Source organism: Mammaliicoccus vitulinus (assembly GCF_029024305.1).
In the GTDB taxonomy this organism is placed as follows: domain Bacteria; phylum Bacillota; class Bacilli; order Staphylococcales; family Staphylococcaceae; genus Mammaliicoccus; species Mammaliicoccus vitulinus.
Map to the genome: position 1 here is coordinate 623902 of NZ_CP118974.1, position 18648 is coordinate 642549.

Annotated in this window: 32 protein-coding genes; 31 read left to right on the plus strand and 1 reads right to left on the minus strand. The window is 35.4% G+C overall.

The window, feature by feature from the left end; all coding sequences use genetic code 11:
• Nucleotides 1-93 precede the first annotated feature (93 nt).
• The gene (locus tag PYW35_RS02945) at nucleotides 94-2229 is read left to right on the plus strand and encodes a DNA topoisomerase III (protein ID WP_016911088.1); all 2136 of its coding nucleotides are present in this window, start codon (nucleotides 94-96) and stop codon (nucleotides 2227-2229) included.
• 214 nt (nucleotides 2230-2443) lie between these two features.
• The gene (locus tag PYW35_RS02950; protein ID WP_103322225.1) at nucleotides 2444-3778 is read left to right on the plus strand and encodes an NCS2 family permease; all 1335 of its coding nucleotides are present in this window, start codon (nucleotides 2444-2446) and stop codon (nucleotides 3776-3778) included.
• A gap of 51 nt (nucleotides 3779-3829) precedes the next feature.
• Here PYW35_RS02950 and PYW35_RS02955 read toward each other — a convergent pair whose 3' ends face one another.
• Complete coding sequence (locus PYW35_RS02955; protein ID WP_016911090.1) at nucleotides 3830-4198, minus strand: hypothetical protein; 369 nt, start codon at nucleotides 4196-4198, stop codon at nucleotides 3830-3832.
• A 316-nt stretch (nucleotides 4199-4514) separates the two neighbouring features.
• On the opposite strand from PYW35_RS02955, the gene rpsJ reads away from it, so the two are divergent.
• From rpsJ to rplQ, 29 genes are all read left to right on the plus strand, one after another.
• Nucleotides 4515-4823 (plus strand): 30S ribosomal protein S10, encoded by a 309-nt coding sequence (gene rpsJ, locus PYW35_RS02960; protein WP_016911091.1) that lies wholly within the window; start codon nucleotides 4515-4517, stop codon nucleotides 4821-4823.
• 31 nt (nucleotides 4824-4854) lie between these two features.
• Nucleotides 4855-5517: a 50S ribosomal protein L3 gene (gene rplC, locus PYW35_RS02965; RefSeq protein ID WP_016911092.1), complete on the plus strand. Its 663-nt coding sequence runs from the start codon at nucleotides 4855-4857 to the stop codon at nucleotides 5515-5517.
• A 29-nt stretch (nucleotides 5518-5546) separates the two neighbouring features.
• Nucleotides 5547-6170 (plus strand): 50S ribosomal protein L4, encoded by a 624-nt coding sequence (rplD, locus tag PYW35_RS02970; protein ID WP_016911093.1) that lies wholly within the window; start codon nucleotides 5547-5549, stop codon nucleotides 6168-6170.
• Nucleotides 6170-6448 carry a 50S ribosomal protein L23 gene (gene rplW / locus PYW35_RS02975; RefSeq protein WP_016911094.1) on the plus strand — a complete coding sequence of 93 codons (279 nt, stop codon included), beginning with the start codon at nucleotides 6170-6172 and terminating at the stop codon, nucleotides 6446-6448. The genes rplD and rplW overlap by 1 nt, the downstream gene beginning before the upstream one ends.
• 30 nt (nucleotides 6449-6478) lie before the next feature.
• Nucleotides 6479-7312 carry a 50S ribosomal protein L2 gene (gene rplB, locus PYW35_RS02980; RefSeq protein WP_016911095.1) on the plus strand — a complete coding sequence of 278 codons (834 nt, stop codon included), beginning with the start codon at nucleotides 6479-6481 and terminating at the stop codon, nucleotides 7310-7312.
• Nucleotides 7313-7376: 64 nt separating this feature from the next.
• Nucleotides 7377-7655, plus strand: a complete 279-nt coding sequence (gene rpsS, locus PYW35_RS02985; RefSeq protein WP_016911096.1) for a 30S ribosomal protein S19 — start codon at nucleotides 7377-7379, stop codon at nucleotides 7653-7655.
• 25 nt (nucleotides 7656-7680) lie between these two features.
• Complete coding sequence (rplV, locus tag PYW35_RS02990) at nucleotides 7681-8040, plus strand: 50S ribosomal protein L22 (protein WP_016911097.1); 360 nt, start codon at nucleotides 7681-7683, stop codon at nucleotides 8038-8040.
• A 28-nt stretch (nucleotides 8041-8068) separates the two neighbouring features.
• Nucleotides 8069-8722 (plus strand): 30S ribosomal protein S3, encoded by a 654-nt coding sequence (gene rpsC, locus PYW35_RS02995; RefSeq protein ID WP_016911098.1) that lies wholly within the window; start codon nucleotides 8069-8071, stop codon nucleotides 8720-8722.
• Between the two features lie 2 nt (nucleotides 8723-8724).
• Nucleotides 8725-9159, plus strand: a complete 435-nt coding sequence (rplP, locus tag PYW35_RS03000; RefSeq protein WP_016911099.1) for a 50S ribosomal protein L16 — start codon at nucleotides 8725-8727, stop codon at nucleotides 9157-9159.
• Nucleotides 9149-9364 (plus strand): 50S ribosomal protein L29, encoded by a 216-nt coding sequence (rpmC, locus tag PYW35_RS03005; protein WP_016911100.1) that lies wholly within the window; start codon nucleotides 9149-9151, stop codon nucleotides 9362-9364. The genes rplP and rpmC overlap by 11 nt, the downstream gene beginning before the upstream one ends.
• Before the next feature lie 23 nt (nucleotides 9365-9387).
• A complete protein-coding gene (gene rpsQ / locus PYW35_RS03010) occupies nucleotides 9388-9651 on the plus strand; it encodes a 30S ribosomal protein S17 (protein ID WP_016911101.1) in 264 nt (87 codons plus the stop codon).
• A 33-nt stretch (nucleotides 9652-9684) separates the two neighbouring features.
• Nucleotides 9685-10053: a 50S ribosomal protein L14 gene (gene rplN / locus PYW35_RS03015; RefSeq protein ID WP_016911102.1), complete on the plus strand. Its 369-nt coding sequence runs from the start codon at nucleotides 9685-9687 to the stop codon at nucleotides 10051-10053.
• A gap of 43 nt (nucleotides 10054-10096) precedes the next feature.
• Nucleotides 10097-10417, plus strand: coding sequence for a 50S ribosomal protein L24 (gene rplX, locus PYW35_RS03020; RefSeq protein WP_016911103.1), 321 nt, complete (start codon nucleotides 10097-10099; stop codon nucleotides 10415-10417).
• Between the two features lie 25 nt (nucleotides 10418-10442).
• Complete coding sequence (rplE, locus tag PYW35_RS03025) at nucleotides 10443-10982, plus strand: 50S ribosomal protein L5 (protein ID WP_016911104.1); 540 nt, start codon at nucleotides 10443-10445, stop codon at nucleotides 10980-10982.
• Nucleotides 10983-11009: 27 nt separating this feature from the next.
• Nucleotides 11010-11195, plus strand: coding sequence for a type Z 30S ribosomal protein S14 (locus PYW35_RS03030; protein ID WP_016911105.1), 186 nt, complete (start codon nucleotides 11010-11012; stop codon nucleotides 11193-11195).
• 29 nt (nucleotides 11196-11224) lie between these two features.
• Nucleotides 11225-11623, plus strand: coding sequence for a 30S ribosomal protein S8 (gene rpsH, locus PYW35_RS03035; RefSeq protein ID WP_016911106.1), 399 nt, complete (start codon nucleotides 11225-11227; stop codon nucleotides 11621-11623).
• 29 nt (nucleotides 11624-11652) lie between these two features.
• Nucleotides 11653-12189 carry a 50S ribosomal protein L6 gene (rplF, locus tag PYW35_RS03040; protein ID WP_016911107.1) on the plus strand — a complete coding sequence of 179 codons (537 nt, stop codon included), beginning with the start codon at nucleotides 11653-11655 and terminating at the stop codon, nucleotides 12187-12189.
• Nucleotides 12190-12216: 27 nt separating this feature from the next.
• A complete protein-coding gene (gene rplR, locus PYW35_RS03045; protein ID WP_016911108.1) occupies nucleotides 12217-12579 on the plus strand; it encodes a 50S ribosomal protein L18 in 363 nt (120 codons plus the stop codon).
• Nucleotides 12580-12597: 18 nt separating this feature from the next.
• Nucleotides 12598-13098 carry a 30S ribosomal protein S5 gene (gene rpsE / locus PYW35_RS03050; protein WP_016911109.1) on the plus strand — a complete coding sequence of 167 codons (501 nt, stop codon included), beginning with the start codon at nucleotides 12598-12600 and terminating at the stop codon, nucleotides 13096-13098.
• A gap of 16 nt (nucleotides 13099-13114) precedes the next feature.
• Entirely contained in the window at nucleotides 13115-13294 is a 180-nt protein-coding gene (rpmD, locus tag PYW35_RS03055) for a 50S ribosomal protein L30 (RefSeq protein WP_016911110.1), read from the plus strand.
• A gap of 30 nt (nucleotides 13295-13324) precedes the next feature.
• Nucleotides 13325-13765: a 50S ribosomal protein L15 gene (gene rplO, locus PYW35_RS03060; RefSeq protein WP_016911111.1), complete on the plus strand. Its 441-nt coding sequence runs from the start codon at nucleotides 13325-13327 to the stop codon at nucleotides 13763-13765.
• The gene (gene secY, locus PYW35_RS03065) at nucleotides 13765-15066 is read left to right on the plus strand and encodes a preprotein translocase subunit SecY (protein ID WP_016911112.1); all 1302 of its coding nucleotides are present in this window, start codon (nucleotides 13765-13767) and stop codon (nucleotides 15064-15066) included. Before rplO ends, secY begins: the two co-directional genes overlap by 1 nt.
• A gap of 18 nt (nucleotides 15067-15084) precedes the next feature.
• On the plus strand, nucleotides 15085-15732 hold the full coding sequence (locus PYW35_RS03070; protein WP_016911113.1) for an adenylate kinase: 648 nt from the start codon (nucleotides 15085-15087) through the stop codon (nucleotides 15730-15732).
• Nucleotides 15733-16040: 308 nt separating this feature from the next.
• Nucleotides 16041-16259: a translation initiation factor IF-1 gene (gene infA, locus PYW35_RS03075; protein ID WP_001118443.1), complete on the plus strand. Its 219-nt coding sequence runs from the start codon at nucleotides 16041-16043 to the stop codon at nucleotides 16257-16259.
• Between the two features lie 32 nt (nucleotides 16260-16291).
• Nucleotides 16292-16405: a 50S ribosomal protein L36 gene (gene rpmJ, locus PYW35_RS03080; RefSeq protein ID WP_016911114.1), complete on the plus strand. Its 114-nt coding sequence runs from the start codon at nucleotides 16292-16294 to the stop codon at nucleotides 16403-16405.
• Nucleotides 16406-16424: 19 nt separating this feature from the next.
• Complete coding sequence (gene rpsM / locus PYW35_RS03085; RefSeq protein ID WP_016911115.1) at nucleotides 16425-16790, plus strand: 30S ribosomal protein S13; 366 nt, start codon at nucleotides 16425-16427, stop codon at nucleotides 16788-16790.
• A 22-nt stretch (nucleotides 16791-16812) separates the two neighbouring features.
• Complete coding sequence (gene rpsK, locus PYW35_RS03090; protein WP_016911116.1) at nucleotides 16813-17202, plus strand: 30S ribosomal protein S11; 390 nt, start codon at nucleotides 16813-16815, stop codon at nucleotides 17200-17202.
• 82 nt (nucleotides 17203-17284) lie between these two features.
• A complete protein-coding gene (locus PYW35_RS03095) occupies nucleotides 17285-18229 on the plus strand; it encodes a DNA-directed RNA polymerase subunit alpha (RefSeq protein WP_016911117.1) in 945 nt (314 codons plus the stop codon).
• A gap of 16 nt (nucleotides 18230-18245) precedes the next feature.
• Complete coding sequence (gene rplQ, locus PYW35_RS03100) at nucleotides 18246-18611, plus strand: 50S ribosomal protein L17 (protein ID WP_016911118.1); 366 nt, start codon at nucleotides 18246-18248, stop codon at nucleotides 18609-18611.
• Nucleotides 18612-18648: the final 37 nt, after the last annotated feature.

Here is an 18648-nt window from a genome sequence, read left to right on the forward strand (position 1 = left end):
TTAATGAAACTTTATAAAAGTTTTTGATAACTTTAGAACAGTATTTATTCGTGTTATAATGATACGAATGTAAAAAAGAATGGGTGAAATAATATGAAAGCATTAGTTCTTGCGGAAAAACCTTCAGTCGGTCGTGACATAGCCAAAGCATTAGGTGTTCATGATCAGAAGAAAGGTTATTTTGAGAATAAACAATATATCGTAACATGGGCATTAGGACATCTTGTAACAAATGCCACACCAGAAGAATATGATAAAAAGTTCAAAGAATGGGATTTAAATGTATTGCCGATCATACCGGAATATATGAAACATGTCGTTATTAAGAAGACGAGAAGTCAATTTAATACAGTTCAACATTTAATGAAGCGAGATGATGTGAACTCGATTATCATTGCGACAGATGCCGGTAGAGAAGGAGAGCTTGTAGCAAGATTAATTATCGAGCGAGCTAAAGTTAAAAAGCCTTTAAAACGTTTATGGATCAGTTCGGTTACTGAGAAAGCAATTAAAACAGGTTTTCAAAATTTAAAGCCTGGAGAAGCATATAACAATTTGTATCAAGCTGCACTATGTAGAAGTGAAGCAGACTGGATTGTTGGTATCAATGCGACGAGAGCTTTAACGACGAAATATGACGCGCAATTGTCATGTGGTAGAGTTCAAACACCAACATTGAATCTAGTACAAATGAGACAAAATGAAATACAATCGTTTAAACCGAAAGAATACTATCAAATGAATATCGATATAGATGGTTACAAATTTAATTGGATTCATCAAAATGGAGATAAAACATTTGATTCAGAATTAATAGAACAAATTAAAGAAAAAGTTCAGAATAATATTGGAACGATTCATAAAGTTTACAAGAAAAAGAAAACGAAATACCCACAGAAGTTATATGACTTAACAAGTCTACAGCAAACTGCATATCAACGTTATAAAATGAGTGCGAAAGAAACGTTAAATACAATGCAGTCATTATATGAACAACATAAAGTATTAACGTATCCGAGAACAGATTCAAATTATCTTACGGATGATATGGTTTCTTCATTAAAAGAAAGAGTTTCTTCACTAAGTGCAACATCACTAAAATCATATGCAGTTCCATTACTAAAACAACAAATTAAAGCAGGTAAGCATTTCATAGATAATAATAAGGTGTCAGATCACCATGCAATTGTTCCAACTGAAGTAAGACCTAACATGGATCAATTATCACCAAGAGAAGAAAAAATTTATATGATCGTAGCTGAAAGATTTTTAGAAGTGTTATTACCACCATATCAATATGAAGAAACAACTGTAGAATTAACATGTGAAGGTGAGAAGTTTAAGCTTGTTCAAGAAGTAGCAACTGAATTAGGGTTTAAAGCTATTCATCAAGAAAAAGCGATTGTTAAAGAATTACCTTTCAAAGAACAACAACAACTAAAAATACAAAAAGTAAACATTTCTACTAAAGATACAGAACCACCTGCATACTTTAATGAAGGAACGTTGCTTAAAGCGATGGAATCACCACAATTGTTCTTTAAACTTAAAGATAAAAAAATGGCACAAACATTAAATGAAACAGGTGGAATTGGTACTGTAGCAACGAGAGCGGATATCATTGAAAAGTTATATAGTTCTAATGTGATAGAAGCGATTCAAGGTAAAATTAAAATTACACCTAAAGGTAAGCAGTTATTGAATTTAGCACCTGAGCAACTAACTTCTCCTGAACTTACAGCAAATTGGGAAATGAAATTAAACCAAATTGAAAAAGGACAGTATTCTAAAGGAACGTTCATGAAAGAGATGAGAGACTTTACGAGAGAAATCATTGCAGACATTAAAAATAGCGAAGACAAATTCAAACATGATAATATAACGACAACTGAGTGCCCAACTTGTGGTAAATTCATGCTTAAAGTCAAAACTAAAAATGGTCAAATGCTTGTATGTCAGGATCCTACTTGTAAGACTAAAAAGAACCAACAAAGACAAACAAACGCTAGATGTCCAAATTGTAAGAAAAAATTAACGCTATATGGTACAGGTAAAAAAGCAACTTACCGTTGTGTATGTGGTCATACGGAAACACAAGAACATATGGATGAAAGACTTAAAAACAGAAAAACTGGTAAGATAGGCAAAAAAGAAATGAAACAATATATGAAGAATGATGAAGTAGAAAACAATCCATTTAAAGATGCGTTAAAAGATTTGAAATTATAACATCATAAAAGCGCTAGTACTTAAGTTGAAAGTACTGGTGCTTTTTGTTACATAGTGATCATAGTTCGCTTGAAATCACATCACTGCAATAAAGGTATGTGTCAATAACACGAACGAAAATAAAATAGCTTTATTAAATGTTCGTGATAGTATTGATTTTTAATGTGCTGAGTAATACAATGTACAGTGTTGAAATTAAAAAAGGAGTCATACTATGAAACGTTACTTTAAGTTTGATGAATTGGGAACTAATTATAAAAGAGAGATATTGGGTGGTTTAACAACTTTCCTGTCAATGGCCTATATATTAGCCGTTAACCCATCTATGTTAAGTTTAGCAAGTGTAGAAAATGTACCTGATTCAATGAGAATGGATCAAGGGGCAGTATTTGTTGCTACTGCTTTAGCGGCGTTAGTCGGTTGTTTATTCATGGGTATTATTGCCAAATATCCGATAGCTTTGGCACCAGGTATGGGATTAAATGCATTTTTTGCCTTTACAGTAGTATTAACAATGGGTATTCCTTGGCAAACTGGTTTAACAGGTGTGTTATTCTCAGGATTGATATTTGCATTATTAACGATGAGTGGTTTACGGGAAGTTATTATAAATGCAATACCATTTGAATTGAAAATGGCTGTATCAGCGGGTATTGGATTATTTATTACTTTTGTAGGCTTGCAAGGAGCGGGAATCGTTAAAAAAGAAGAATCTACGTTAGTTACACTAGGGTCTATACATAACCCAGAAGTATTACTCGCAGTATTTGGTATTATTATTACAATTATATTGATGGCTAAAAAATTACCAGGTGCAATATTTATAGGTATGGTATTAACAGCTGTAGCAGGTTTAATTACAGGATTAATCGCAATGCCTGATAGTGTTGTAGGAAAAATGCCAAGTGTTGCGCCAACATTTGGAGCAGCTTTCGAAGCGTTTGGTGATTTATCAACAATATTTAATGTACAATTCTTAATTGTCGTTTTAACATTCTTATTTATAGACTTCTTTGATACAGCAGGTACATTAGTTGCAGTTGCAAACCAAGCTGGATTAATGAAAGATAATAAATTACCTAGAGCTGGGAAAGCATTATTCGCAGATTCATTAGCTACAATAGTAGGTGCTATATTTGGTACTTCTACTACAACGAGTTATATTGAATCAAGTGCAGGTGTAGCAGTAGGCGCAAGAACTGGTTTTGCGAGTGTTGTAACTGGTATGTGTTTCTTAGCAGCTTTATTGTTCTCACCTTTAATGGGAGTCGTTACAAGTGCAGTAACGGCACCAGCGTTAGTTATTGTTGGTGTTCTTATGGTAAGTAACTTAGGCAGAATTGATTGGCAAAAATTTGAGATAGCAGTTCCAGCTTTCTTAACAATGATCATGATGCCATTAACATATTCAATAGCTACAGGTATTGCATGTGGATTTATTTTCTATCCTATTACAATGATAGTAGCAAAGAGACATAAAGAAATTCATCCTATAATGTATGGTTTATTCTTTGTGTTCATCGCATATTTTGTATTTGTACATGCTTAAATAACAAAACGCCACGTGAAATCACGTGGCGTTTTGTTTTATATATAGAGATTAACTTTTATATGTCGTCTTGTAATATTTAGATGGTACATATACTGGCGCTATTATAATAGTAAATAAGAATATAATCATTAGAACGACCATTACAATATGTAGTAACCAACCAATAATTGGAATGATTGCAACAAAACTAGCTATTAACCCTATAAGTGGAATGACAAAAATGACTTTTACAGAGTTCTGGTTATCTATTAATAGAATGAGAGTAGCAATAAAATATAATGTACCATTAAGTACTAAAGCATTATAGCCTGTTGAAAGTACAATGCCACCACCTAGAAATGGTGTTGCTAATAAAAATTCAGATATCACTAATATAATAGAAAGAACAAGTAACACAGACTTAATTCCTCTTTTCATGATTTCACCACCTGTTAAAAATTGCTTGTTATATTATAACATTTAGATTACAAATTATCTAATTAAATATTATCTATTGAAATGAGAAGTAATATTCGTTATAATACTTTGGTATGTGTTAGATGGATTTAGAAAAAATATTTGATTATCTATTGCTAAATAGTCAATAATCATGTATCATATCTAATGTTGGACTTTAAAAAGCGATGAAGCGAGAGGTTACTGACACACCAGGCCGCTTTGCCATGGCGATGTGTAAGAGAGTTTTCGTGGAGAAGTCTATCACTATAAAGTAGACGAACAAGGAGGGAAAATTATGGCAAAACAAAAAATTCGTATCCGTTTAAAAGCGTATGATCACCGCATGATTGATCAATCAGCAGAGAAAATTGTTGAAACAGCTAAACGTTCAGGAGCACAAGTGTCTGGCCCGATTCCATTACCAACTGAGAAATCAATTTATACTGTAATCCGTGCCGTTCATAAATATAAAGACTCACGTGAACAATTCGAACAACGTACGCATAAACGTTTAATCGACATTCTTAACCCTACACCTAAAACAGTTGATGCTCTTATGGGCTTAAACTTACCATCTGGTGTAGACATCGAAATCAAATTATAATTCATTAAAATAACAGGAGGTGCGACTTTCGATGACCAAAGGAATCTTAGGAAGAAAAATTGGAATGACTCAAGTATTCGCAGAAAACGGTGAATTAATACCGGTAACTGTAGTAGAAGCTAGTCAAAACGTAGTATTACAAACTAAAACTGAAGAAGTAGACGGCTACAACGCTGTTCAAATCGGTTTTGAAGACAAAAAAGCATATAAAAAAGATCGTAAATCTAATAAATATGCAACTAAAGCTGCTGAAGGACATGCTAAAAAAGCAGGCTCAGCACCTAAGCGCTTCACTCGTGAATTCAGAAACGTTGACGTTTCAGCATACGAGGCAGGTCAAGAAGTCACTGTAGATACTTTCCAAGCAGGAGACATTATTGATGCAACAGGCGTTTCTAAAGGTAAAGGTTTCCAAGGCTCAATTAAACGTCACGGTTTCTCACGTGGACCAATGAGTCACGGTTCTCGTTACCATAGAGGTTCTGGTTCAATGGGTATGGCTTCAGATGCTTCTAAAGTATTTAAAGGTAAAGAATTACCAGGCCGCATGGGTGGAAATACAGTTACAATGCAAAACTTAGAAGTAGTTAAAGTTGATGCAGAACATAACGTAATTTTAGTTAAAGGTAACGTACCAGGCCCTAAAAAAGGTTTAGTAAAACTTACAACTTCAATAAAACAAGGTAATAAATAATTATTAATGTGAAAGGAGGAAACAACATTATGGCTAATATTGATGTATTAAAAGTAGATGGTTCAAAATCAGGAACTATCGAATTAAATGAAAGTGTATTTGGTATCGAACCAAACCAACACGTTTTATTTGAAGCAGTCAACTTACAACGTGCTTCATTACGCCAAGGTACTCATGCAGTTAAAAATCGTTCAGCAGTTCGTGGTGGTGGACGTAAACCTTGGAAACAAAAAGGTACAGGTCGTGCTCGTCAAGGTACAATCCGTGCGCCACAATGGCGTGGTGGTGGTATTGTATTCGGTCCTACACCAAGAAGTTATTCTTACAAAATGCCTAAGAAAATGCGTCGTTTAGCATTACGTTCAGCATTATCAGCTAAAGTAAGTGATAACGAATTAGCAGTTTTAGAAGCTTTCAATTTCGAAACTCCTAAAACAAAAGAATTTAAAAATGTAATGAGCAATTTAGAACTTTCTAAAAAAGTATTATTCATCGTTGATAAAGTTGAAAGCAATGTTGAATTATCAGCTCGTAACATTCCAGGTGTTAAAGTTATTGACGCACACAGTTTAAATGTATTAGATATCTTAGATTCTAGTAAAGTCGTAATAACTAAAGCAGCAGTGGATAAAGTAGAGGAGGTGCTCGCATAATGGAAGCAAGAGATGTTATTAAGCGCCCCGTAATCACAGAAAAATCTTCATCAGGTATGGCTTTAAATAAACACACATTTGATGTAGATACACGTGCTAATAAAACACAAGTGAAAATCGCAATCGAAGAAATTTTCGACGTAAAAGTAGACACTGTAAATATCATGAACGTTAAAGCGAAAGCTAAACGTGTTGGTCGTCACAGTGGTTTCACTAACAAACGTCGTAAAGCAATCGTAACTCTAAAAGAAGGTTCTTCAATAGACCTATTTAACTAAAACAATTACCACTAAGGAGGTAAAACGACAATGGCTCTTAAAAAGTATAAGCCAATTACAAATGGTCGTCGTAATATGACATCTTCAGATTTCGCTGAGATTACATCAACGACTCCTGAAAAGTCACTATTACAACCGCTTCCGAGAAAAGCGGGACGTAACAACCAAGGTAAATTGACAGTTCGTCACAGAGGTGGCGGTCATAAACGTCAATACCGTGTAATTGATTTCAAACGTAACAAAGATGGAATTCCAGCTAAAGTAGCAACTATAGAATATGATCCAAACCGCTCAGCTAATATTGCATTAGTTGTATATGCAGATGGTGAAAAAAAATATATCATTGCTCCTAAAGGCTTAAAAGTAGGACAACAAATTTTCAATGGTTCAGATGCAGATATCAAAGTTGGTAATGCATTAGCTCTAACTGATATTCCAGTTGGTACTACAATTCACAATATCGAATTAAAACCAGGTAAAGGTGGACAATTAGTCCGTTCTGCTGGTACAAGTGCTCAAGTACTTGGTAAAGAAGGTAAATACGTATTAGTTCGTCTTAAATCAGGTGAAGTTCGTATGATCTTAGCTACTTGCCGTGCTACAATCGGTCAAGTTGGTAATGAACAACACGAATTAATCACAATTGGTAAAGCTGGTCGTTCTAGATGGATGGGTAAACGTCCTACAGTTCGTGGTTCTGTAATGAACCCTAACGATCACCCACACGGTGGTGGTGAAGGTCGTACACCAATCGGTCTTAAATCACCAATGTCTCCATGGGGCAAACCAACACTTGGTAAGAAAACTCGTAAACAAAGCCAACGTTCATCTAAATTTATCGTTCGTGGTCGTAAGAAAAAATAATAATACCTTATTTACGTGTGCGGCTTAGATGCCGCGCGCTATAAATAAGAAGGGAGGCGCCATAATGGCTAGAAGTCTTAAAAAAGGACCTTTCGTTGATGATCATTTAATGAAAAAAGTTGAATCTCAAAACGAAGGTGAAAAAAAATCAGTTATTAAAACATGGTCTCGTCGTTCAACAGTATTTCCTAACTTTATCGGACATACAATAGCAGTATATGATGGCCGTAAACATGTTCCAGTTTTCATTACTGAAGATATGGTTGGACATAAATTAGGAGAGTTTGCACCGACACGTACTTATAAAGGTCATGCTGCAGACGACAAGAAGACTAAACGCTAATTTCTAAAAAGAGGAGGAAGTCACAATGGAAGCAAAAGCGGTTGCTAGAACAATAAGAATCGCACCTCGTAAAGTGAGATTAGTTTTAGATCTTATTAGAGGTAAAGAAGTGGCAGATGCGATTGCCATCTTAAAATTAACTAACAAAGCAACATCACCTGTAGTTGAAAAATTATTAATGTCAGCATTAGCAAATGCAGAACATAATTATGATTTAAATCCTGACACATTAGTTATAAAAGAAGCTTACGCTAATGAAGGACCTACATTAAAACGTTTCCGTCCACGTGCACAAGGTCGTGCAAGTGCGATTAACAAACGTACTAGCCACATTACACTAGTAGTTGGCGAAAAAGAATCTAAAGAAGAAGTTAAAGAAGCATAATTAACTAAATCATTAAGGAGGGAATATAGTGGGTCAAAAAATTAATCCAATCGGACTTCGTGTCGGTGTAATTCGTGACTGGGAAGCAAAGTGGTACGCAGGTAAAGACTTCGCAACACTTTTACATGAAGACTTAAAAGTTCGTAAATATATAGCAGAAGCATTAAAAGAAGCTTCAGTTTCAAGTGTTGAAATTGAACGTGCAGCAAACCGCATCAACATTGCAATCCACACTGGTAAGCCAGGTATGGTTATTGGTAAAGGCGGTTCTGAAATAGAAAAATTACGTAACAAATTAAACGCATTGACTAACAAAAAAGTACACATTAACGTTATCGAAATCAAAAAAGTTGATTTAGATGCAACATTGGTAGCAAGTAACATTGCTCGTCAATTAGAAAACCGTGTTTCTTTCCGTCGTGCTCAAAAACAAGCTATCCAACGCGCAATGAAATTGGGAGCTAAAGGTATCAAAACACAAGTATCTGGTCGTTTAGGTGGCGCAGATATCGCTCGTGCAGAACAATATTCAGAAGGAACTGTTCCACTTCATACACTACGTGCAGATATTGATTTCGCACATGAAGAAGCCGATACTACTTACGGTAAATTAGGTGTAAAAGTATGGATCTACCGTGGAGAAGTTCTTCCTACAAAGAAGTCTAGTGAAGGAGGAAAATAATAATGTTATTACCAAAGCGTGTTAAATTCCGTCGTCAACATCGTCCTAAAACAACTGGTCGTTCAAAAGGCGGAAATGAAGTAACATTTGGTGAGTATGGTTTACAAGCACAAACAGCAGCTTGGATTACATCTCGTCAAATAGAATCAGCTCGTATCGCAATGACACGTTATATGAAACGTGGCGGAAAAGTATGGATCAAAATATTCCCACATACACCATATACTAAAAAACCTTTAGAAGTACGTATGGGTTCAGGTAAAGGTGCAGTTGAAGGTTGGGTAGCAGTAGTAAAACCAGGACGTATCTTGTTCGAGATCGCAGGTGTTCAAGAAGAAGTAGCCCGCGAAGCATTACGTCTTGCTGCACACAAACTTCCAGTTAAATCTAAGTTTGTAAAACGTGAAGAATTGGGTGGTGACACAAATGAAAGCTAAGGATATCAGAAATTTAACCACTACTGAACTTGAAAAAGAAATCAAAGAAGCTAAAGAACAATTATTCAACTTACGCTTTCAGTTAGCAACTGGTCAACTTGAAGAGACTGCTAACATTCGAAAAGTTAGAAAAACGATTGCTCGTCTTAAAACAATCGTTCGCGAAAGAGAAATCGAAGAAGAGAAAGCAGCAGATAATAAATAATCAAGTAGAGGAGGTTCATTACTGTGAGTGAAAGAAATGACCGCAAAGTTTACGTTGGTAAAGTAGTTTCAGATAAAATGGATAAAACTATTACAGTAGTTGTAGAAACTTACAAAACTCATAAATTATATGGTAAACGTGTAAAATATTCAAAAAAATATAAAACTCATGATGAAAATAATTCAGCAAAAATGGGCGATATCGTTAAGATTGCAGAAACACGTCCTTTATCATCAACTAAGCGTTTCCGTCTAGTTGAAATTGTTGAAGAATCAGTAATTATTTAATAGAAGTATAAAGATAAGGGAGGTCAAACAAAGATGATCCAACAAGAAACACGCTTAAAAGTAGCAGATAACTCTGGTGCTCGTGAAGTATTAACAATCAAAGTTTTAGGCGGATCTGGTCGTAAGACAGCTAACATTGGTGATGTTATCGTCGTTACTGTTAAAAATGCTACACCAGGTGGCGTTGTTAAAAAAGGTGAAGTTGTTAAAGCTGTTGTTGTACGTACTAAATCAGGTGTACGTCGTGAAGATGGCTCTTACATCAAATTTGACGAAAATGCATGTGTAATCATCCGTGATGACAAAGGTCCACGTGGTACACGTATATTCGGTCCTGTAGCGCGCGAATTACGTGAAGGTAACTTCATGAAGATCGTTTCTCTAGCGCCAGAGGTACTTTAATCTATAATGATAAAAAACAAAATTCCTAAGGAGGTGCCTACACATGCACGTACGTAAAGGTGACAACGTAATCGTTATCTCAGGTAAAGATAAAGGTAAAACTGGTAAAGTTTTAGAAGCATTACCTAAGAAAGAACGCGTAGTTGTAGAAGGTGTCAATATTATTAAAAAACACCAAAAACCAACTCAGTTCAATCCAGAAGGTGGTATCTTAGAAACAGAAGGTACTATCCACGTATCAAACGTTCAATTACTTGATCCTAAGACAAATGAACCAACTCGTGTTGGATTTAAAGTAGTAGATGGTAAAAAAGTTCGTATCGCTAAAAAATCTGGCGAAGAAATTAAATCATCACAAGAATAATTATTAAGTGAAAGGAGGATCCACTTTGACACGTTTAAAAGAAAAGTTTAATAATGAAATTTCTACTGAGTTAGTTAAGAAATTTAACTATGATTCAGTTATGCAAGTACCAAAAATCGAAAAAATAGTTGTAAACATGGGTATCGGTGATGCAGTTCAAAACTCTAAAGTTTTAGATTCTGCTGTTGAAGAACTTCAAACAATCACTGGTCAAAAACCATTAGTAACTAAAGCTAAAAAATCAATTGCGACTTTCCGTCTTCGTGAAGGAATGCCTATCGGTGCAAAAGTTACATTACGTGGAGAAAGAATGTATGAATTCTTTGATAAATTAATCTCAGTTTCATTACCACGTGTACGTGACTTCCGAGGTATCTCTAAAAAAGCATTCGACGGTCGTGGGAATTACACTTTAGGTGTTAAGGAACAATTAATTTTCCCTGAAATCGATTATGACAAAGTAAGTAAAGTACGAGGAATGGATATCGTTATCGTTACAACTGCTAACACTGACGAGGAAGCTCGTGAATTGTTATCACAATTCGGTATGCCATTTCAAAAGTAATCTCTAATTATAAAGGAGGCTAATTAAGTGGCTAAAAAATCAATGATCGCTAAACAACAACGTCAACAAAAATTCGGAGTTCGTGAATACACTCGTTGTGAACGTTGTGGACGTCCACACTCAGTATACCGTAAATTCAAACTTTGCCGTATTTGTTTCCGTGAACTAGCATACAAAGGCCAAATCCCTGGCGTACGTAAAGCTAGCTGGTAAACTCAAAAGAATGAAAGGAGGAAACACAAATGACAATGTCAGATCCAATTGCAGATATGTTAACTCGCGTGCGTAACGCTAACATGGTTCGCCACGAAAAATTAGAGTTACCTGCATCAAACATTAAAAAAGAAATCGCTGAAATCCTTAAAAAAGAAGGATTCGTAAAAAGCGTAGAATTTATCGAAGATGATAAGCAAGGTGTAATCCGTATGTTCCTTAAATATGGTCAAAACAACGAGCGAGTTATCACAGGTTTAAAACGTATTTCTAAACCAGGTTTACGTGTTTATGCTAAAGCTGACGAACTTCCAAAAGTTCTTAACGGTTTAGGTGTTGCACTTGTTTCTACATCTGAAGGTGTTTTAACTGATAAAGATGCTAGACAACGTGGAATCGGTGGAGAAGTATTAGCTTATATCTGGTAATTATAAAATTATAAGGAGGTGCCCACATAATGAGCCGTGTTGGTAAGAAAATAATTGAGATTCCTGCAGACGTTACTGTTACTATCGAAGGTAACGTAATCACTGTTAAAGGATCAAAAGGTGAATTAACTAGTACATTTAACGAAGAAATGACATATAAACAAGAGGACAACAGCTTAGAAGTTGTACGTCCATCTGACTCTAAAGAGCACAAAACTGTACATGGTACAACTCGTGCATTGATCGCTAACATGATCGAAGGTGTATCTAAAGGATTCGAGAAAAACTTAGAACTTATTGGTGTTGGTTACCGTGCCCAAATGCAAGGTAAAAATATCATCTTAAACGTTGGTTATTCTCATCCTGTAGAAATCCATGCTGAAGATGAAATTACATTATCAGTAGAGAAAAACACTAAAGTTAAAGTAGAAGGTATTTCTAAAGAACGTGTTGGTGCTATCGCATCTTACATCCGTTCAATCCGTCCACCAGAACCTTATAAAGGTAAAGGTATTCGTTACGAAGGCGAACATGTTCGTCGTAAAGAAGGTAAAACTGGTAAGTAATCATTAACATAAGAAAGGAGCACTAACATGATCGCTAAAATCGACAAAAATAAAGTTCGTTTGAAAAGACATGCTCGCGTACGTGCTAAATTAGCTGGAACAAGCGAAAAACCACGTTTAAATGTATATCGTTCAAACAAACATATTTATGCTCAAATTATTGATGACTTAAACGGTGTAACAATCGCTCAAGCATCAAGTTTAGATAAAGAATTAAACCTAGAGCAATCAGGTAATGTAGAAGCAGCAGCTAAAGTTGGCGAATTCGTTGCAAAACGCGCGTCTGAAAAAGGCGTTGAAGCTGTAGTATTTGACCGTGGGGGATATTTATACCACGGACGTATCAAAGCATTAGCTGATTCAGCTCGTGAAAACGGACTTCAATTTTAATTTAAAGGAGGGACACTCATGCGTCGTAAAGAACAAGAAGTTAAAGAATTTGAAGAGCGCGTAGTTACGATTAACCGTGTAGCTAAAGTAGTTAAAGGTGGTCGTCGTTTCCGTTTTACAGCTTTAGTAGTTGTTGGAGATAAAAATGGTCGCGTAGGTTTCGGTACTGGTAAAGCACAAGAGGTACCAGAAGCAATTAAAAAAGCAGTGGAAGATGCTAAGAAAGATTTAGTAACTGTTCCACGTGTTCAAGGAACTACTCCTCACCAAGTTATTGGACGTTTTGGTGCAGGTCGTGTTTTAATTAAACCAGCAGCACCTGGTACAGGTGTTATTGCAGGTGGACCAGTTCGTGCGGTATTAGAACTTGCTGGTATCACTGATATCTTAAGTAAATCATTAGGTTCTAACACACCAATCAATATGGTTCGTGCTACAATTGAAGGACTTAAAGAACTTAAAAATGCCGAACAAGTAGCTAGTCTACGCGGTAAATCAGTAGAAGAATTATTAAATTAAGGAGGGAACAAACACTATGGCTAAATTAGAAATCACCCTCACTCGTAGCGTTATTGGTCGTCCTGAAACACAACGCAAGACAGTTCAAGCGCTAGGACTTAAAAAAACAAATTCAACTGCAATAGTTGAAGATAATCCTGCTACTCGTGGGCAAATCGATAAAGTAAGTCACTTAGTAAAAGTTACTGAAAAATAAATTCATCATAAGTATTAAGGAGGTGCCAAAATGAAATTACATGAGTTGAAACCAGTTAAAGGTGCTCGTAAAGAACGTAACCGTGTTGGTCGTGGTATGGCTACAGGTAATGGTAAAACAAGTGGTCGTGGTACTAAAGGACAAAAAGCACGTTCAGGTGGCGGTGTTCGTTTAGGTTTCGAAGGTGGTCAATTACCATTATTCCGTCGTTTACCAAAACGTGGATTCTCTAACATCAACCGTAAAGAATATGCAATTGTTAATCTTGATCAATTAAATCGTTTCGAAGATGGAACAGAAATTACTCCTGCGTTATTAGTAGAATCAGGTGTTGTTAAATCTGAAAAATCAGGCGTTAAAGTTTTAGGAAACGGTTCATTAGAAAAAAAATTAACAATAAAAGCTCATAAATTCTCAGCTTCAGCAATTGAAGCAATCGAAGGTAAGGGCGGAACGCATGAGGTGATCTAATGTTTGAAACGATCGTTAGTTTTTTAAAGACTAAAGATATTCGTAACAAGATATTATTCACACTAGCAATGCTCGTTATATTTAAAGTTGGAACTTACATTCCAGCTCCTGGTGTTAATCCAGATGCATTTAATCAAAATAAAGGTTCTCAAGGTATTACCGATTTGTTCAATACATTCGGTGGTGGTGCCTTGCAGAACTTCTCAATTTTAGCAATGGGTATTATGCCTTATATTACTGCTTCAATCGTAATGCAATTATTACAAATGGATGTTGTACCTAAATTTACTGAATGGGCTAAACAAGGTGAAGTTGGACGTAAAAAGATTAATCAATTTACGCGTTACTTCACAATTGTTCTAGCGTTTGTTCAAGGCTTAGGTATGTCTTATTCATTTAATAATATGCTGGGCGGTAATTTGATTGAAAATACTTCAACGTTAAATTACTTGTTAATCGCACTTGTTTTAACTGCAGGAACAGCTTTCTTAATGTGGTTAGGTGAGCAGATAACTCAATTCGGTGTTGGTAATGGTATTTCTATTATTATCTTCGCTGGTATATTATCTTCAATACCAAACTCATTAATTCAGTTTTACCAACAAAGTTTTGTTGGTGCAGATGATACAACTATGGCTTGGTTAAAAGCGATTGGCTTATTTGTTGGAATGATTTTACTAACAGTTGGTGCAGTTTATGTACTTCAAGCTATTCGTAAAATTCCTATTCAATATGCTAAGCGTCAACAACAAGGTACTGGTAGTTCCTTATCTGCAAACGCAACATATTTACCTTTAAAAGTTAATGCAGCTGGTGTAATTCCTGTAATATTTGCGATGGCATTTTTCATGCTTCCGAAGACACTAACGTTGTTCTTCCCTGATCAAGATTGGGCGCAAACTGTTACAACTTACGCTGATCCATCTCATAATATAGGTATGATTGTTTATGTTATATTAATTATAGCGTTCGCATACTTTTATGCATTTGTTCAGGTTAATCCTGAAAAAATGGCAGAAAACTTACAAAAACAAGGTAGTTATGTTCCAGGTATTAGACCTGGAGAACAAACTAAAAAATACATCACTAGAGTGCTCTATCGTTTAACGTTTGTTGGTTCAATCTTCTTAGCTTTAATATCTATTGTTCCAATATTAGCTATTAAGTTAATGAGTTTACCTCAAGCTATACAAGTTGGTGGTACAAGCTTACTAATCGTTATCGGTGTTGCAATAGAAACAATGAAAACTTTAGAAGCTCAACTCAATCAACGAGAATATAGAGGCTTTAGAAGACGATAAGCAAGTAGGAGGGTTTTTATGAACATCATTTTAATGGGTTTACCTGGAGCAGGTAAAGGAACTCAAGCGAGTGAAATTGTTAAGAAATACCCTATTCCTCATATCTCAACTGGTGATATGTTCCGTAAAGCGATCAAAGAAGAGACTGACCTTGGTAAAGAGGCTAAATCTTACATGGATCGTGGGGAACTTGTACCAGATGAAGTGACTATAGGTATCGTTAGAGAAAGACTAGCTGAAGAAGATGCAAGAAAAGGATTCTTGCTAGATGGTTTTCCTCGTACAGTTGAACAAGCTGATGCATTAAATGAAATTTTAAGTGAATTAGAACGCAAAGTAGATGCTGTTATCAACATCGAAGTTGCAGAAGAAGAACTTATGAATCGTTTAACAGGCAGACGTATTTGTGAAGAATGTGGTACAGCTTATCATTTAGTATTCAATCCACCAAAAGTTGATGGTGTTTGTGATCTTGACGGTGGTAAATTATATCAACGTGAAGATGACAATCCTGAAACAGTAGCAAATCGTTTAAGTGTTAATGTTAAACAAACAAAACCACTTTTAGATTTCTATGAAAATCAAGGTGTCCTTAAAAACATCGATGGTTCTCGACAAATTGATAATGTTACTGAAGATGTTATTCAAATTCTTGAATCATTATAGTAATGACGCTTTCACCCCGAATTCGCCTAACTTTAGGTGATTCTTGAACGCGTGAATGCGTTCAATTTTGAAGAATCAAGATAGTATTTAGGTTTTTGAAATACAATCGGAGTGATTACGAGAAGCGATAAGTATTTGAAGTGTTGTCGAATGCAAATCTTAAGTATTAAATCATCCCAATTTTATAAACCTGTGCTTATTCTATGTGATTTGATCACCTAAAGTATGTCTCTAATTTTGGACCAGGTTTTAAAACATGAAATACATTTGTATTTCACGAGAATGAAAAGAAAAAGGGGGAAATGATCATGGCTAAACAAGATGTAATCGAATTAGAAGGTACTGTATTAGATACTTTACCTAACGCTATGTTTAAAGTAGAATTAGAAAATGGACATGAAATTTTAGCACACGTTAGTGGTAAAATCCGTATGAACTATATTAGAATTCTACCTGGCGACAAAGTAACAGTTGAAATGTCTCCGTATGACCTAACACGCGGAAGAATCACTTATCGTTATAAATAATCGTCACTCCAAATACAAGGAGGTATACAAAGATGAAAGTAAGACCATCAGTAAAACCAATTTGCGAAAAATGTAAAGTTGTTCGTCGTAAAGGTAAAGTAATGGTGATTTGTGAAAATCCAAAACACAAACAAAAACAAGGCTAATAAAGAGAGGTGTAATTAAATGGCTCGTATTGCAGGTATAGATGTACCACGTGAGAAACGCGTAGTAATTTCGTTAACTTACGTATATGGTATCGGAAAAACAACAGCACAAAAAATTATTAAAGAAGCAAACGTATCAGAAAGCACACGTGTTCGTGATTTAACTGATGACGAATTAGGTCGTATCCGTGAAGTTGTAGATGGTTACAAAGTTGAAGGTGACCTTCGTCGTGAAAGAAACTTAAACATTAAACGTTTAATGGAAATCTCTTCATACCGTGGAATTCGCCACCGTCGTGGTTTACCAGTTCGTGGTCAAAACACTAAGAACAATGCGCGTACGCGTAAAGGACCAGTTAAAACAGTAGCGAACAAGAAAAAATAATAAGTAAAGGAGGCACATATAAATGGCACGTAAACAAGTATCTCGTAAACGTAAAGTGAAAAAGAATATTGAGAGTGGTATAGCTCACATTCGCTCAACATTCAACAATACAATCGTAACGATCACTGATGATTTCGGTAATGCATTATCATGGTCTTCAGCAGGTGCGTTAGGATTTAAAGGTTCAAAAAAATCAACTCCATTCGCAGCTCAAATGGCTTCAGAAACAGCTTCAAAAACTGCTATGGAACATGGTTTGAAAGCTGTAGAAGTTACAGTAAAAGGTCCTGGTCCAGGTCGTGAATCAGCGATCCGTGCGTTACAATCTGCTGGTTTAGAAATCACAGCTATTAGAGATGTAACACCAGTTCCTCATAATGGATGTCGTCCACCAAAACGTCGTCGCGTATAATTTTTGTTAGTTCTTATGTTCAAGAATCACTGGATAGAAATTAATAAAGTTTAATCGACGTTTATAAGGAGGATATATTTAAATGATTGAAATCGAAAAACCTAGAATTGAAACAATTGAAGTTAGTGATGATTCTACATTCGGTAAGTTCGTTGTTGAACCGCTAGAACGTGGTTATGGTACAACACTAGGCAACTCCTTACGTCGTATCCTATTATCTTCATTACCAGGTGCGGCAGTTAAAAATATCGAAATTGAAGGTGTTCTTCACGAATTTTCAGCAGTTGAAAATGTAGTTGAGGATGTTACAACTATCATTATGAACATCAAGAAATTGGCTCTTAAAATATATTCAGAAGAAGACAAAACACTTGAAATCGATATTAATGATGAGGGTGAAGTTACTGCGAAAGATATCATGCATGACAGTGATGTTGAAATATTAAATCCAGATTTAAAAATTGCAACAGTTTCTAAAGGTGGACACCTTAAGATGCGCTTAATTGCTAATAAAGGTCGCGGTTATGCTTTAGCTGAAGTAAACAACACAAGTGATTTGCCAATTGGTGTTATTCCAATCGATTCACTTTATTCTCCAGTAAATCGTGTTAACTATACAGTTGAAAATACTCGTGTAGGGCAAAGTAGTGATTATGATAAATTAACACTTGATGTTTGGACAGATGGTTCTTTATCTCCTCAAGAAGCAGTTTCTTTAGGTGCTAAGATCATGACTGAACACTTAAACATTTTTGTTAATTTAACTGATGAAGCACAACATGCTGAAATCATGATTGAAAAAGAAGAAGATCAAAAAGAAAAAGTACTTGAGATGTCTATTGAAGAATTAGATTTATCAGTACGTTCTTATAACTGTCTAAAACGTGCAGGAATTAATTCTGTACAAGAATTAGCAGACAAATCTGAGGCAGATATGATGAAAGTTAGAAACTTAGGTCGTAAGTCTCTTGAAGAAGTTAAATATAAATTAGAAGATCTTGGTCTTGGTTTAAGAAAAGAAGACTAATAAAGGAGGTTAATTCATGGGTTACAGAAAATTAGGTCGTACTTCTGATCAACGTAAAGCAATGTTACGTGACTTAGCTACTCAACTTATCGTTTCTGAACGCATTGAGACTACAGAATCTCGTGCTAAAGAACTACGTAAAGTTGTCGACAACTTGATTACTTTAGGTAAAAAAGGTGACTTAGCTTCACGTCGTAGAGCTGGTGAAACGTTGCGCGATGTTAAAATCTTAGAAGATGACAAAACAATTACTGCATTACAAAAATTATTCAATGATGTTGCGCCACGCTATGAAGAGCGTCAAGGTGGATATACTCGTATCATGAAAGTTGGTCCACGTCGCGGTGACGGTGCTGAATCAGTAATTATTGAATTAGTATAATTTACTCTTTATTGGAGTGACGTAAGTCACTTCAATC

Coding starts and splice junctions, on each gene's coding strand:
- PYW35_RS02945 (WP_016911088.1), top strand. CDS start 94: ATGAAAGCATTAGTTCTTGCGGAAAAACCTTCAGTCGGTCGTGACATA.
- PYW35_RS02950 (WP_103322225.1), top strand. CDS start 2,444: ATGAAACGTTACTTTAAGTTTGATGAATTGGGAACTAATTATAAAAGA.
- PYW35_RS02955 (WP_016911090.1), bottom strand. CDS start 4,198: ATGAAAAGAGGAATTAAGTCTGTGTTACTTGTTCTTTCTATTATATTA.
- rpsJ (WP_016911091.1), top strand. CDS start 4,515: ATGGCAAAACAAAAAATTCGTATCCGTTTAAAAGCGTATGATCACCGC.
- rplC (WP_016911092.1), top strand. CDS start 4,855: ATGACCAAAGGAATCTTAGGAAGAAAAATTGGAATGACTCAAGTATTC.
- rplD (WP_016911093.1), top strand. CDS start 5,547: ATGGCTAATATTGATGTATTAAAAGTAGATGGTTCAAAATCAGGAACT.
- rplW (WP_016911094.1), top strand. CDS start 6,170: ATGGAAGCAAGAGATGTTATTAAGCGCCCCGTAATCACAGAAAAATCT.
- rplB (WP_016911095.1), top strand. CDS start 6,479: ATGGCTCTTAAAAAGTATAAGCCAATTACAAATGGTCGTCGTAATATG.
- rpsS (WP_016911096.1), top strand. CDS start 7,377: ATGGCTAGAAGTCTTAAAAAAGGACCTTTCGTTGATGATCATTTAATG.
- rplV (WP_016911097.1), top strand. CDS start 7,681: ATGGAAGCAAAAGCGGTTGCTAGAACAATAAGAATCGCACCTCGTAAA.
- rplP (WP_016911099.1), top strand. CDS start 8,725: ATGTTATTACCAAAGCGTGTTAAATTCCGTCGTCAACATCGTCCTAAA.
- rpmC (WP_016911100.1), top strand. CDS start 9,149: ATGAAAGCTAAGGATATCAGAAATTTAACCACTACTGAACTTGAAAAA.
- rplN (WP_016911102.1), top strand. CDS start 9,685: ATGATCCAACAAGAAACACGCTTAAAAGTAGCAGATAACTCTGGTGCT.
- rplX (WP_016911103.1), top strand. CDS start 10,097: ATGCACGTACGTAAAGGTGACAACGTAATCGTTATCTCAGGTAAAGAT.
- rpsH (WP_016911106.1), top strand. CDS start 11,225: ATGACAATGTCAGATCCAATTGCAGATATGTTAACTCGCGTGCGTAAC.
- rplF (WP_016911107.1), top strand. CDS start 11,653: ATGAGCCGTGTTGGTAAGAAAATAATTGAGATTCCTGCAGACGTTACT.
- rplR (WP_016911108.1), top strand. CDS start 12,217: ATGATCGCTAAAATCGACAAAAATAAAGTTCGTTTGAAAAGACATGCT.
- rpsE (WP_016911109.1), top strand. CDS start 12,598: ATGCGTCGTAAAGAACAAGAAGTTAAAGAATTTGAAGAGCGCGTAGTT.
- rpmD (WP_016911110.1), top strand. CDS start 13,115: ATGGCTAAATTAGAAATCACCCTCACTCGTAGCGTTATTGGTCGTCCT.
- rplO (WP_016911111.1), top strand. CDS start 13,325: ATGAAATTACATGAGTTGAAACCAGTTAAAGGTGCTCGTAAAGAACGT.
- secY (WP_016911112.1), top strand. CDS start 13,765: ATGTTTGAAACGATCGTTAGTTTTTTAAAGACTAAAGATATTCGTAAC.
- PYW35_RS03070 (WP_016911113.1), top strand. CDS start 15,085: ATGAACATCATTTTAATGGGTTTACCTGGAGCAGGTAAAGGAACTCAA.
- infA (WP_001118443.1), top strand. CDS start 16,041: ATGGCTAAACAAGATGTAATCGAATTAGAAGGTACTGTATTAGATACT.
- rpmJ (WP_016911114.1), top strand. CDS start 16,292: ATGAAAGTAAGACCATCAGTAAAACCAATTTGCGAAAAATGTAAAGTT.
- rpsM (WP_016911115.1), top strand. CDS start 16,425: ATGGCTCGTATTGCAGGTATAGATGTACCACGTGAGAAACGCGTAGTA.
- rpsK (WP_016911116.1), top strand. CDS start 16,813: ATGGCACGTAAACAAGTATCTCGTAAACGTAAAGTGAAAAAGAATATT.
- PYW35_RS03095 (WP_016911117.1), top strand. CDS start 17,285: ATGATTGAAATCGAAAAACCTAGAATTGAAACAATTGAAGTTAGTGAT.
- rplQ (WP_016911118.1), top strand. CDS start 18,246: ATGGGTTACAGAAAATTAGGTCGTACTTCTGATCAACGTAAAGCAATG.